The organism is Escherichia sp. WS2035, from assembly GCF_046487065.1.
Lineage (GTDB): Bacteria > Pseudomonadota > Gammaproteobacteria > Enterobacterales > Enterobacteriaceae > Escherichia > Escherichia coli.
This window is the reverse complement of the sequence record NZ_JBJQKD010000003.1, coordinates 291,916-304,345: the sequence shown is the minus strand read 5'-3', so window position 1 is coordinate 304,345 and position 12,430 is coordinate 291,916. Positions and strand designations below refer to the sequence as shown.

General features: G+C 52.9%; 16 protein-coding genes. 6 read left to right on the top strand and 10 right to left on the bottom strand.

The annotated features are described in order from the left end of the window. Position 1 precedes the first annotated feature (1 nt). Complete coding sequence (locus ACJHX4_RS08385) at positions 2–997, bottom strand: peptidase U32 family protein (RefSeq protein WP_001296441.1); 996 nt, start codon at positions 995–997, stop codon at positions 2–4. A 208-nt stretch (positions 998–1,205) separates the two neighbouring features. Between ACJHX4_RS08385 and ACJHX4_RS08380 the strand changes: the two genes are divergently transcribed. Further along, the gene (locus ACJHX4_RS08380; protein ID WP_001295552.1) at positions 1,206–1,730 is read left to right on the top strand and encodes an SCP2 domain-containing protein; all 525 of its coding nucleotides are present in this window, start codon (positions 1,206–1,208) and stop codon (positions 1,728–1,730) included. Further along, a complete protein-coding gene (locus tag ACJHX4_RS08375; protein ID WP_000908548.1) occupies positions 1,724–2,227 on the top strand; it encodes a GNAT family N-acetyltransferase in 504 nt (167 codons plus the stop codon). The genes ACJHX4_RS08380 and ACJHX4_RS08375 overlap by 7 nt, the downstream gene beginning before the upstream one ends. Here the strand turns inward: ACJHX4_RS08375 and yhbQ are convergent. After that, on the bottom strand, positions 2,214–2,516 hold the full coding sequence (gene yhbQ / locus ACJHX4_RS08370; protein ID WP_000189328.1) for a DNA damage response exodeoxyribonuclease YhbQ: 303 nt from the start codon (positions 2,514–2,516) through the stop codon (positions 2,214–2,216). The two genes, ACJHX4_RS08375 and yhbQ, sit on opposite strands and share 14 nt — an antisense overlap. Positions 2,517–2,566: 50 nt before the next feature. Between yhbQ and ACJHX4_RS08365 the strand changes: the two genes are divergently transcribed. After that, the gene (locus ACJHX4_RS08365; RefSeq protein ID WP_000449450.1) at positions 2,567–3,010 is read left to right on the top strand and encodes a YhbP family protein; all 444 of its coding nucleotides are present in this window, start codon (positions 2,567–2,569) and stop codon (positions 3,008–3,010) included. Here the strand turns inward: ACJHX4_RS08365 and yhbO are convergent. After that, a complete protein-coding gene (yhbO, locus tag ACJHX4_RS08360; RefSeq protein ID WP_001296439.1) occupies positions 2,990–3,508 on the bottom strand; it encodes a protein/nucleic acid deglycase in 519 nt (172 codons plus the stop codon). The genes ACJHX4_RS08365 and yhbO overlap by 21 nt on opposite strands. Before the next feature lie 127 nt (positions 3,509–3,635). On the opposite strand from yhbO, the gene ACJHX4_RS08355 reads away from it, so the two are divergent. Both ACJHX4_RS08355 and ACJHX4_RS08350 read left to right on the top strand, forming a co-directional pair. Then, positions 3,636–4,271, top strand: a complete 636-nt coding sequence (locus ACJHX4_RS08355) for an NAD(P)H-binding protein (RefSeq protein ID WP_001296438.1) — start codon at positions 3,636–3,638, stop codon at positions 4,269–4,271. 72 nt (positions 4,272–4,343) lie between these two features. Continuing rightward, on the top strand, positions 4,344–5,384 hold the full coding sequence (locus ACJHX4_RS08350; RefSeq protein ID WP_000147602.1) for a permease: 1,041 nt from the start codon (positions 4,344–4,346) through the stop codon (positions 5,382–5,384). Between the two features lie 112 nt (positions 5,385–5,496). Here the strand turns inward: ACJHX4_RS08350 and dolP are convergent, their stop codons facing one another. The 4 genes from dolP to lpoA are packed head-to-tail and all read right to left on the bottom strand — an operon-like array spanning position 5,497 to position 9,081. Beyond that, positions 5,497–6,072 (bottom strand): division/outer membrane stress-associated lipid-binding lipoprotein, encoded by a 576-nt coding sequence (gene dolP, locus ACJHX4_RS08345; protein WP_000646033.1) that lies wholly within the window; start codon positions 6,070–6,072, stop codon positions 5,497–5,499. Positions 6,073–6,081: 9 nt separating this feature from the next. Beyond that, entirely contained in the window at positions 6,082–6,672 is a 591-nt protein-coding gene (gene diaA, locus ACJHX4_RS08340) for a DnaA initiator-associating protein DiaA (protein WP_001158035.1), read from the bottom strand. A 19-nt stretch (positions 6,673–6,691) separates the two neighbouring features. After that, positions 6,692–7,087, bottom strand: coding sequence for a YraN family protein (locus tag ACJHX4_RS08335; protein WP_000246833.1), 396 nt, complete (start codon positions 7,085–7,087; stop codon positions 6,692–6,694). Beyond that, the gene (lpoA, locus tag ACJHX4_RS08330; protein ID WP_000249175.1) at positions 7,045–9,081 is read right to left on the bottom strand and encodes a penicillin-binding protein activator LpoA; all 2,037 of its coding nucleotides are present in this window, start codon (positions 9,079–9,081) and stop codon (positions 7,045–7,047) included. Before lpoA ends, ACJHX4_RS08335 begins: the two co-directional genes overlap by 43 nt. A 64-nt stretch (positions 9,082–9,145) precedes the next feature. On the opposite strand from lpoA, the gene rsmI reads away from it, so the two are divergent. Then, complete coding sequence (gene rsmI / locus ACJHX4_RS08325; protein WP_000809258.1) at positions 9,146–10,009, top strand: 16S rRNA (cytidine(1402)-2'-O)-methyltransferase; 864 nt, start codon at positions 9,146–9,148, stop codon at positions 10,007–10,009. A gap of 49 nt (positions 10,010–10,058) precedes the next feature. Here the strand turns inward: rsmI and ACJHX4_RS08320 are convergent, their stop codons facing one another. Genes ACJHX4_RS08320 through agaC form a run of 3 tightly spaced genes read right to left on the bottom strand, consistent with a single transcriptional unit; the run spans position 10,059 to position 12,411 of the window. After that, positions 10,059–10,826 carry a galactosamine-6-phosphate isomerase gene (locus ACJHX4_RS08320; protein ID WP_012896857.1) on the bottom strand — a complete coding sequence of 256 codons (768 nt, stop codon included), beginning with the start codon at positions 10,824–10,826 and terminating at the stop codon, positions 10,059–10,061. Further along, positions 10,827–11,618 carry a PTS galactosamine transporter subunit IID gene (gene agaD / locus ACJHX4_RS08315; protein ID WP_000534351.1) on the bottom strand — a complete coding sequence of 264 codons (792 nt, stop codon included), beginning with the start codon at positions 11,616–11,618 and terminating at the stop codon, positions 10,827–10,829. It lies immediately after the preceding gene. Further along, positions 11,608–12,411 carry a PTS galactosamine transporter subunit IIC gene (gene agaC, locus ACJHX4_RS08310; protein ID WP_000544489.1) on the bottom strand — a complete coding sequence of 268 codons (804 nt, stop codon included), beginning with the start codon at positions 12,409–12,411 and terminating at the stop codon, positions 11,608–11,610. Before agaC ends, agaD begins: the two co-directional genes overlap by 11 nt. Positions 12,412–12,430: the final 19 nt, after the last annotated feature.

The window sequence follows — 12,430 nt, the reverse complement described above, 5'->3', positions numbered from 1 at the left end:
CTCACTGCCATTTACGGTGATACGCGCCAAGGGTAGTTTGCGTGCCTTCGGACATCGACCCGAGCGTCTCCATCCACGCGCTTTGCGGTACGAAGTTTTGCGGATCGGCCTTACAACGGTCGATAGCCTGACGCCAGACTTTCGCCACCTGGCTGACATACGCCGGGCTACGCTGGCGGCCTTCAATTTTCACCGAAGCAATATTCGCCGCCATTAACTCCGGCAGCAGTTCCAGGGTATTGAGACTGGTTGGTTCTTCCAGCGCGTGATAGCGCTCGCCGTCCACCAGATAACGCCCTTTACACAGCGTCGGATAACCTGCGTTTTCGCCGTCCTGATAACGGTCGATCAGCACTTCGTTCAGGCGGGATTCCAGCCCTTGCGGCGTTTGCTGCCAGCGCACGAAACGGGCCGGAGAACATGCCCCCACGGTGTTGGGCGATTCACCCGTCAGATACGACGACAGATAGCAACGGCCTTCCGACATAATGCACAGGCTGCCGAAAGCAAACACTTCCAGTGGTACAGGTGTGACCCGTGCCAGCTGTTTCACCTGATGAATCGACAACACGCGCGGCAGTACCACGCGGGCAACGTCAAAATGGCGATGATAAAAGTTAATCGCCTCTTCATTGGTCGCCGAAGCCTGCACCGATACGTGGCGCTCAATATGCGGATAACGTTCGGCGGCGTACTCCAGCATGGCGAGGTCGGCGAGGATCAGCGCGTCGGCACCCAGTTGCGCCGCCATATCCACGGCGTGCTGCCAACGGGCGTAACCGTCCGGATGCGCAAAAGTGTTAATCGCGATGTGAAGTTTGCGGCGATGTTGATGGACAAAACTCACCGCTTCCTGCAATTTTTTCTCGGTAAAGTTAAGGCCGGCGAAGTGACGGGCATTGGTATCATCTTTTAGCCCGATATAAACAGCATCTGCGCCGTTTTCGATGGCCGCCTTAAGCGCCGGGAGATTTCCGGCAGGGCAGAGCAGCTCCATAATTTTTCCTGAAGGTTGCGCTATCAAAACGCAAAAATGTTAACGAACTGGGATTTTAGTTAACCTTGCTGCGACAATTTTTGATTTAAGGCAGTTAAAGTTGTATTGGTGGTAGCAGCAATTTCATATGGAATTGTTGATTTATACCGCTATGTTATTTTTCTGATATGGCAAAATAGGATGATTGTTGAAACAGGGAGTAAAACTCGTGTTGGATAAACTGCGTTCCCGTATTGTGCATTTGGGGCCATCTCTGTTGAGTGTACCGGTAAAACTGACGCCATTTGCGCTAAAACGCCAGGTTCTTGAGCAGGTCTTAAGCTGGCAATTCCGTCAGGCGCTGGATGATGGCGAGCTGGAGTTTCTTGAAGGTCGCTGGTTAAGTATTCATGTGCGTGATATTGACCTGCAATGGTTTACCTCGGTGGTGAATGGCAAACTGGTCGTTAGCCAGAACGCGCAAGCTGATGTGAGTTTTAGTGCCGACGCCAGCGATCTGCTGATGATTGCGGCGCGTAAACAAGATCCGGATACGCTCTTCTTCCAGCGTCGGCTGGTGATTGAAGGCGATACGGAGCTGGGGCTGTATGTGAAAAACCTGATGGACGCCATTGAACTGGAGCAAATGCCGAAAGCCTTACGCATGATGCTGCTGCAACTGGCGGATTTTGTTGAGGCGGGAATGAAAACCGCGCCTGAAACCAAACAGACATCGGTAGGTGAACCATGCTAATTCGAGTAGAAATTCCCATTGATGCGCCGGGTATTGATGCCCTGCTGCGTCGTTCATTCGAAAGTGATGCGGAAGCGAAGCTGGTTCACGATCTGCGTGAAGATGGCTTTCTGACGCTGGGGCTGGTGGCGACAGATGACGAAGGTCAGGTCATTGGCTATGTGGCTTTTAGTCCGGTTGATGTGCAGGGCGAAGACCTGCAATGGGTCGGCATGGCACCGCTGGCGGTTGATGAAAAATACCGTGGACAGGGGCTGGCACGCCAACTGGTCTATGAAGGACTCGATTCGCTTAATGAGTTCGGCTATGCCGCAGTGGTGACGCTGGGCGATCCGGCGCTGTACAGCCGTTTCGGCTTTGAACTGGCGGCGCATCACGATCTGCATTGCCGCTGGCCGGGCACTGAAAGCGCCTTCCAGGTACATCGTTTAGCGGATGACGCGCTGAACGGCGTAACTGGTCTGGTCGAGTATCACGAGCATTTCAATCGCTTTTAATCTCCGGGGTTTGCAGGCTGCTCAACAGTTCTGCAAACCCTGCGCCTTCCGTTACCAGACGCTCTTTTTGCCGTTTAGTCAGTTGTTTAACGCGATATTCCGCTCGTAGTGCCAGCGAACGGTCGCCCACTGGCGCGGAAAACGCCAGCGTTAGTTCTCCTTTCCCTCGCAGTGCTTTCGCCCCTTTGCCGCTTTGGTGCTGCTGATAGCGGCGTTCGACATCCGTGGTGATCCCGGTATAAAGCTTATTGTCGGCGGTACGGATCAAGTAAAGAAACCAGGGTGTCATCGTCTGCGTCGCATGTTAAGGTCAGGCCCACAGTATAAAAGAGAACAGCAATGGAAACACTCACCGCCATCAGCCGTTGGCTGGCAAAACAACATGTTGTCACCTGGTGTGTGCAGCAGGAAGGGGAACTGTGGTGCGCCAATGCCTTTTATCTTTTTGATGCGCAGAAAGTCGCCTTCTACATTTTGACGGAAGAAAAAACGCGTCATGCGCAGATGAGCGGGCCGCAGGCGGCAATTGCCGGAACGGTAAACGGTCAGCCGAAAACGGTAGCGTTAATTCGCGGCGTGCAGTTTAAAGGTGAGATCCGCAGACTGGAAGGCGAGGAAAGCGACCTCGCACGCAAGGCGTACAATCGTCGCTTTCCGGTTGCCAGAATGCTGTCGGCCCCGGTATGGGAAATCCGGCTCGATGAAATCAAATTCACCGACAACACGCTGGGCTTTGGTAAAAAAATGATTTGGCTACGTAACTCAGGCACCGAGCAGGCGTAACGCCTCGCGGTTAAACGCTGGCAGATCGTCCGGTGTCCGGCTGGTAACCAGCTGATCTTTATCGACCACCACTTCCTGATCGTAAAATTCCGCGCCCGCGTTTTTAACATCAATCACGATCGGTTTAACGGCGGTCAGCTTACGACCACGGATCACATCGGCGCTGATCAGCAACTGGGGACCGTGACAGATGGCGAAAACAGGTTTGCCGCTGTTCACAAAATCGCGAGTGAAGGTGACAAAACGGTTGTCGCCACGCAGATAATCTGGTGAATGACCGCCCGGTAGCAGCAGGGCATCGAACTCTGCGGGCGTCACTTCATCGATGGATTTATCGATGACCACGCTGGCTTCTCCTTTTTTGCCTTTCACCGTTTTACCCGCTTGTTTTTCAATGGTAATCACTTCGTGTCCGGCTTTACGGAACTCGTCTGCGGGTGAAGTGAATTCTGAATCCTCAAATTCATCAGTGATTAAAGCGGCGATTTTCTTACTCATGCTTCCTCCGCGTTGTTGCATTGGATGAGGCGAATTTTCCACAATCGGGGATAATTACCTCATGGTCTATTAAGCCTGGTGCATGAGCTGGGGAGCGCAAGGCAGACAATTCTGTAAAGGAGCGAAGATGAGTCAGGTACTGATTACAGGCGCAACGGGGCTGGTGGGCGGTCACCTGCTGCGGATGTTGATTAATGAACCGAAAGTTAACGTCATTGCTGCGCCGACGCGACGTCCGTTGGGCGATATGCCCGGGGTGTTTAATCCCCATGATCCGCAACTGACTGACGCGCTGGCGCAGGTCACCGATCCCATCGACATTGTGTTTTGTTGTCTCGGCACCACGCGGCGAGAAGCGGGGAGCAAAGAGGCGTTTATTCATGCCGATTACACGTTGGTGGTGGATACCGCATTAACCGGGCGGCGGCTCGGTGCGCAGCATATGCTGGTGGTCAGTGCTATGGGTGCTAATGCCCACTCGCCGTTTTTCTATAACCGCGTCAAAGGGGAGATGGAAGAAGCATTAATCGCCCAGAACTGGCCGAAATTGACCATTGCTCGCCCGTCGATGTTACTGGGTGATCGTAGCAAACAGCGGATGAACGAAACGCTTTTTGCGCCGCTGTTCCGTTTGTTACCCGGTAACTGGAAATCCATTGATGCGAGAGACGTGGCGCGGGTCATGCTGGCAGAGGCGATGCGGCCTGAGCATGAAGGTGTGACGATTTTAAGCTCTTCAGAATTACGCAAAAGAGCTGAATAATTATTCCCAAGAATTGATAGTGAGCGTAATATTCACGCGCTCAATTATCATAACTTATTCCTGGGGAATGCTATGACTGGTCAGTCTTCATCTCAGGCGGCAACGCCCATTCAGTGGTGGAAACCCGCGCTTTTCTTTCTCGTTGTCATTGCCGGTCTCTGGTATGTGAAATGGCAACCTTACTACGGCAAAGCGTTTACTGCTGCCGAAACCCACAGTATCGGTAAATCTATCCTTGCGCAGGCGGATGCTAATCCGTGGCAGGCGGCGTTGGATTACGCGATGATCTATTTCCTCGCGGTATGGAAAGCGGCGGTGCTGGGGGTGATCCTCGGTTCGTTGATTCAGGTACTGATCCCGCGTGACTGGTTGTTGCGTACGCTTGGGCAATCGCGCTTTCGCGGCACGCTGCTGGGAACGCTGTTTTCGCTGCCGGGTATGATGTGTACCTGCTGTGCGGCTCCGGTCGCGGCGGGAATGCGTCGCCAACAGGTGTCGATGGGCGGTGCGCTGGCATTCTGGATGGGGAATCCGTTGTTAAACCCGGCGACGCTGGTGTTTATGGGGTTCGTCCTCGGCTGGGGTTTTGCGGCGATTCGTCTGGTGGCGGGGCTGGTGATGGTGTTGCTGATTGCGACGCTGGTGCAAAAATGGGTGCGTGAAACACCGCAAACGCAGGCACCGGTCGAAATTGATATACCGGAAGCACAGGGAGGATTTTTTAGCCGCTGGGGCAGGGCGCTATGGACGCTTTTCTGGAGTACGATCCCGGTTTACATCCTTGCAGTACTGGTGTTGGGTGCCGCTCGCGTCTGGTTATTCCCCCATGCCGATGGTGCTGTCGATAACAGCCTGATGTGGGTGGTGGCGATGGCGGTGGCAGGATGCTTGTTTGTCATTCCCACGGCAGCAGAAATTCCGATTGTACAAACGATGATGCTGGCAGGTATGGGAACTGCTCCGGCGCTGGCATTGTTGATGACGCTCCCGGCGGTGAGTTTGCCGTCACTGATTATGCTGCGCAAAGCGTTCCCGGCGAAAGCCTTATGGCTGACGGGGGCGATGGTGGCAGTGTCTGGTGTGATTGTCGGCGGGCTGGCGCTGTTGGTTTGATTTGAGGGAAAACATGTCGGATGCGGCGTAAACGCCTTATCCGACCTACGGTTTGCATCGTTGTAGGCCTGATAAGACGCTGCAAGCGTCGCATCAGGCATTACAAGGGCTGCTATTTAATAAACGTAAACGCCGTAGTTACCCGCTTCACGCCGCTTACCCGGCTGGCAATATCTGCCGCCGCTTTCGCTTCACGTTCAGTCACCAGCCCCATCAGGAACACTTCACCGTTTTCGGTGGTCACTTTCACGTTGGACGATTTCACCAGGTCGCTGGTTAACAGCTGCGAACGTACTTTGGTGGTGATCCACGTATCGTTAGACGCTTCGCCCAGACCAATCGGCTGGCCCTGACGAATCTCGTTATACACTTCGTTGGCACCGTCTACGCCCATAGCAATCTGTTTGGCGCGAGCCGAAAGTTCAGCGTTTGGTGACTGCCCAACCAGCAGCACTTTGCCCTGATAGGCCGTTACATTAATGCGCGCTTCTTTCTTAATTTGTTCGTCTTTCGACAATGCGCTGTTCACGCGCACTTCCAAGGTACCATCGTCTACCTGGGTGCCGACACTGCGTGGGTCAGTTGCGGCTTTGGTACCCACAGCAGCAGTACCCACTACGGCAGCGGCAACACAACCTTGCAACAGCAGCGCGGAAATAAGGACTGCGATTGGCGATAATGCCTTCATGTATTCTCCTTAAACATCCTGGTGAGGGAAAAGCGTGTTATCGATCAGATCGCACAGGCAATTTACCGTCAGCATATGCATTTCCTGAATGCGAGCACTACGATGCGAAGGAATGCGGATCTCCACATCCTGTGGCCCTAACAAACCTGCAAGTTCACCGCCGTCATAGCCGGTTAATGCCACAATGGTCATATCACGCGTAACGGCAGCTTCTACCGCTTTTACAATATCGCGGCTGTTGCCACGGGTGGAAATGGCTAACAATACATCTCCCGCATGACCCAGCGCCCGCACCTGTTTTGCATACACTTCATCATGTAAGCGATCGTTGGCAATTGCCGTTAAGACAACATTATCAGTATTTAGTGCAATGGCAGGTAAGCTGGGCCGCTCCGTTTCGAAACGGTTGATCATGCTGGCAGCAAAATGCTGTGCATTGGCAGCGGAAGTTCCATTACCACAACAGAGGATTTTGTTGCCATTGAGCAGAGACTGAACCAGCGTCATGGCTGCACGGGAGATGGCATCCGGAAGCGCCTCTGCCGCCGCAATTTGAGTTTGAATGCTTTCAGTGAAGCAAGCTTTAATTCTTTCTTGCACGCTAATCCTTAAACCTTAATTATGAGTGGTCATTAAAGGCATCCTTAATCCACTCAACCTCATTCCCGGTGAAGGCTACCACATCGAACCGGCAATCCACAGTATCAAAACTCCCATTATGACGCGCGAGCCACAAACGGGCAGTCTGTAATAATTTGTGTTGTTTGCTGCGGGTCACACTGGCTGCCGCGCCGCCATAAAGCGCAGAGCGGCGGTAACGCACCTCGATAAAAACGGTGGTCCGGCCTTCACGCATTATCAGATCGATCTCGCCGCCACGCTCGTTCACGTTAGCGGCGATAAACCGTAGTCCTTTGCCTTCCAGCCAGCGACGCGCTTGTGCTTCCCACGCATCGCCGGTCTGTTTGGTGGTTAACTGGCGGGGACTACCTGACCTTGTTGGTACTGTAGCCATGATAACTTCCTGTTAATCACGCAATCCGGGCTTGCCGTCAGGCTTCCGGTATTACCGTTGATTTCAAAACCCTGAACCTGGCGCATTTGTGAGAAATGATTTGCCAACGACCAGGCATCGACACCCATCGCATACATGCGAGCCAGCGAATAATCGTTGTTCACCGCGCTGAGCGCCTGCTGCATTAACGGCAGATTACCGCCTGCCAGCATCGGGATTTCGCTGTACTGCAAGCCTTCCATCTCCAGGCGGAAATCCGGGCCAGCGGTCCCTTGCGCACTGCGGGAACTGGCGTACAGCGTTGCACCGCTCTGGCTACCGTTACGCATGGCGATCATCGGTTTGATAAAAGCGATTTCACCCGGCGTTGCCACAATGTACACCGCATCGACACGACCGCCATTATTGGTGAACTGGTCATCGGTTGGCGTGGTTTGCAGCGTTGGATTGTTGGTCGTCATGCCGGAGTCGGTTGTCGCTCTGGGAGTAATCGGGCTACCCGTTAAAGCAATACCAGAACCGCCGTTAACACCCGCGCGTAATTCGCTGGTGGAACCAAATTTTTGTTGCAGAACGGTGCCGCCACCCAGTTTCTGCCACTCTTGCGCAAACGCATTGGCTACGCGATCGCCCAATGAACTGCGCGGGATCAGCACCAGCGGCGCTTGTTTACCCTGGTCACGAATATGACGCGCTGCATCGCGCGCTTCGTCTTCTGGCGAAAGCGCGAAGTAACAAATATTGACGCGGTTTTCGATATTCTCCGGCTGGTTCAGTGCCAGCACGTTCAGCGGGGTGTTGCTCTTCAGCAACTCTTCAACGTTATTTTTCAGCAACGGACCGACCACAATACTCGCACCATCCTGCTGAACCTGGCTTAAGATCTGGCTAAGTGGTTGTGATGAGGTATCGTAGATTTTCAGCTCTGCGGATGGATTTGCGGGTGCGTTTACCGCTGCGGTGCTTGTCGCCGGGGCGCTTACAGGTACCGGCTGGGCCGCAGGCTGTTCACCGGTCAGATCGCTAACCGAAGCTTGTGCCGGGCTGGCAACGCCATCCACGGTTTGCGGCTGAGGTTGTTCTGCTACGTCTGCGGCAGGTGCGGCAGCTACCTGGGCCGCCACTGGCTGAGTGCCGATATTTTTCGCCGCTTCAAAGCCTTGCTGAATAGTGCGACCAAATACCGCTGCCTGGCCATTCAGCGGCAACAGCAGGGCGATTTTGTTGGTCGATGCTGGTTTAAACGCTTTTACGTTAACCAACTGCGTTGGCAGCATTTTCGCGCCCGGGTTGTTCGGATAACGTTTCTGCCAGTCGGCGATCCCAGCTTTCATCATGTCAGGATCGTTACGGTTATCAAACCAGACGCGCTGCAAATCCAGCCAGCCTTGCAGAATATTTTCGTCGGCGTTGATCACCAGCGTATTCGCCTGCTCCTGAGTCATGGAGGAGAGCGCCTGCCATGTGGCGTCAATATTCTGCTGCTTTTCTTTCGCACCGAGCAGCGGTTCCTGAGCAATTAACGCGCGCAGTAAATCAATGGAAGGACGCCCCTGGCTGGCATCGATTTTTGCCTGCCAGTAACGGGCTTGCTGGTTTTGTTCTAAATCGGCAGGTGTGATTTTCGCCAGCAAGTTTTGCGCGCCAGCAAAATCTTTCTGCGCCAGTTTAATCTCTGCCGCCAGCAGTGTTTTCTCGCGACGCTGATTATCATTCAGTTCTTGCGGTAGTTGGTTAACCAACTCAACCGCCTGCCCGGTTTTACCTTCTTTCACCAGTGCACGAATGGCGAGTAATTGCCAGTTGATCCTGGTATCATCAGAACTTTGCTGCATCTGTTGCAGGTAAAAAGCAGAATCAGCCTGCGCCGTGCCCTGCATATAAGCAGTGGACTGATCGGGAGTATGGGTGCCACAACCGGCGAAAATCAGGGCTGCCAAAACAACAGGCAGACAACGCGCGGCTTTCAAACGAGAAAATGTTGAGGGTACCATAATGTATCCAGTGATATTTTTTTTACGCAATGCTCAATATTAAATCGGCAATACGGACGACACAATGAAACAACACCAATCGGCGGATAATTCTCAGGGGCAGCTTTACATTGTACCGACGCCAATCGGCAATCTGGCGGATATCACCCAGCGTGCATTAGAGGTATTACAGGCCGTTGATCTGATTGCCGCCGAGGATACGCGTCACACCGGTTTATTGCTGCAACATTTTGGGATTAATGCCCGGTTGTTTGCGCTGCACGATCATAACGAACAACAAAAAGCCGAAACGCTGCTGGCGAAGCTGCAAGAGGGGCAAAACATTGCGCTGGTTTCCGATGCCGGAACGCCGCTAATTAACGATCCTGGCTACCATCTGGTGCGTACCTGTCGTGAAGCGGGGATTCGCGTGGTGCCGCTACCAGGGCCGTGTGCTGCTATCACTGCGTTAAGCGCCGCGGGTTTACCATCCGATCGTTTTTGTTATGAAGGCTTTTTACCTGCCAAATCAAAAGGCCGCCGTGATGCGCTAAAAGCTATTGAAGCGGAGCCGCGCACGCTGATTTTTTATGAATCTACCCACCGTCTGTTAGATAGCCTGGAAGATATTGTTGCGGTATTAGGCGAATCCCGTTACGTGGTTCTGGCGCGTGAGCTAACCAAAACCTGGGAAACCATTCACGGCGCGCCCGTTGGCGAGCTGCTGGCGTGGGTAAAAGAAGATGAAAACCGTCGCAAAGGCGAAATGGTGCTGATTGTCGAAGGCCATAAAGCGCAGGAAGATGACCTGCCTGCTGATGCCCTGCGCACGCTGGCGCTGTTACAGGCAGAACTGCCGCTGAAAAAAGCGGCGGCGCTGGCCGCAGAAATTCACGGCGTGAAGAAAAATGCGCTGTATAAGTATGCGCTGGAGCAGCAGGGAGAGTGATTACAGGCGTCGCAGCAGGAATAGCGCTGCAACGCCTGTACCAGGCGAGTTAACGACGACACATTTCATCAATCACGCATGTGAAATGGTTATGCAGCCATAAAAATGAAGCCGGGATAGCGGTGGAGACTTTAGCCGTGAGAAAACGTTCTGTCGCATCCTGTTTTCCTTCGCCAGTTATCAGTAACAAAACTTCGCGGGCATTGAGAATATCCTTCAGGCCTAAGGTGATCCCACGAGTCACGGGACGGTCAGCGGTTTTTAACATCTCATGTTGCTGTGTTCTGGCATCAAGTTGACTGATATGGCAGGCCGGTTGCAGGCTTTCTCCCGGTTCGTTCAGCCCAAGATGACCGTTTTTCCCCAATCCGAGAACGCATAAGTCCAGACCGCCTTTGCGCGCAATCAGGTTCGTTACCCGTTCGCACTCTGTCTCATTTATCTCTTCGGAGTGAAAGCTGATGAGCTGGTCTTCACGTAGCCCCAGCGGCTGCACGATATGCTGTTGAAGGAAAGTTTCGCAGGTACCAGGCATCGTTAATGGCAGATCCACCCATTCGTCGAGCTTCACGAAGGTGAGCTGGCTGACATCAACCTGCTGCTGGTGGATTTTTTCTACCAAATAATGATACGTCAGTAATGGCGTGGCTCCGGTCGCCAGGCAAATCACGGCATCCGGTTTGCTACGGATCACGGCCAATAAATATTCGCTGGCACGTTCACTTAACGCCGTATAGTTTTCAACTTGTTGAAGGGTTTGCACAGGATGAAATTCCTTAAGTAAAGAGGCACCGCCAGACGCGGTGCCTCGTTCCATTTACAAAATGCCGAATGCAGAACAAACAATAGAAAGAACAAACGTCACGCCGATTAACAGCACCGGATGCGCTTTTTTCACCCGCAGGAAGTAATACATCAGCAGGGTGTAGGCCATCGGTAAAATATTCGGGAAGACTTTATCGAAGAAATCCTGCTGCAGCGCGACGCTGTGGGTACTGTCGATGGCAAACGATGTCACCACGTTAATATGCACATACGAAGCGATCAGCCCGCCGATTACTGTGATCCCGAGGATGGTTGCCGAACGGGCAATCATCTGCGAGTTCTCTCGCACTTTATCAATAGCCTTCACGCCGACTGAATAACCGACGTGGGTCCAGCCGACGCGCAGGAAAAAGATAAGCAGGTAAACGGCGAAAAACAAAATCGGTCCCAACAGGTTCCCCTGACTGGCAAACGATGAGCAAATCCCCGCCATAATCGGCAACAAAGTAAACCAGAAAATCGCATCGCCAATCCCGGCGATTGGGCCAAACAGTGCCACTTTGAGGCCTTTAATGGTGTCGCGGTTTTCTCCTTTTTCTTCCATCGAAATTAATAACCCCATCAGAAATCCGACCAGATTAGGGTGGGTATTAATAAATTCGAGGTTATCTTTCATCGCCGCGCTTAGGCCCGGTTTGTCGTCCTTATAAATCTTTTTCAGGATCGGCAACATCGCCCAGGTAAAACCGCCCGCCTGCATCCTTTCGTAGTTAAAGCTTGCTTGTAGCAGTGACGAACGAAAGCCCAGACGGGTGATATCTTTTTTACTGATTTCAGATCCCATTGCTGTAGTCCTCTTCTTCATTTTTACTGGCAACGGGCTGCGGTTGCGCTTGCTGCCGGGATTTCGCATTGAAAAACTCATACACCGCAAAGCCTGCGCCCAGCACGGCAACCGGCAACAGGTTGCTGACCTGGATGTAGCAAACAAACAGGAAACCGGCGATCAGGTAAGGGATATATTGCGCTTTGAACATCACGCGCAGCAGCAAGCCAAAACCAACGGCAGGCAGAATACCGCCAGCCACTTCAAAGCCGTGGGTCAGCCAGGCGGGCATCGCTTTCACCAGCGCCTGCATCGCCCCTTGTGCCAGGTAAGTACAGAGGAAAGCAATCACCGCATACGCTGAAGCGACGATGAGCATCGTTGTCCAGTTAAGTCGGGAAAACGCTGCCGTATCCGCCTCTTTCGCGCATTTATCGGCTTTGGTCATAAATAATGAGAAAGCGGAATAGAAGAACAGAATGACGTACTGCATTAACAAACTAAACGGCAGGCCAAGACCAATTGCCGTTTTGGCATCAACGCCCGTAGACCATGCAATGACGGTGGTCATCAGACCCGCCATAATAGGGTTGGGCGGCTGAACACCACCTGCAGGGGTTAATCCGGCGAAAGCCAACTCTGTCAGGCCTCCGGTAATTAAGCCAGTCTGAATATCACCGAGAATAGCACCTGTAAGGGTACAAACGATTATCGGGCGGAATAAAAATAAGGCTTCCAGCCAAAAATCAATCCCCAGAACGAAAACTAACGCCGCCAGGGATAATCCCTGGAGTAGGGTTATTTCATGCATTTTTATTACCTCAAACCAA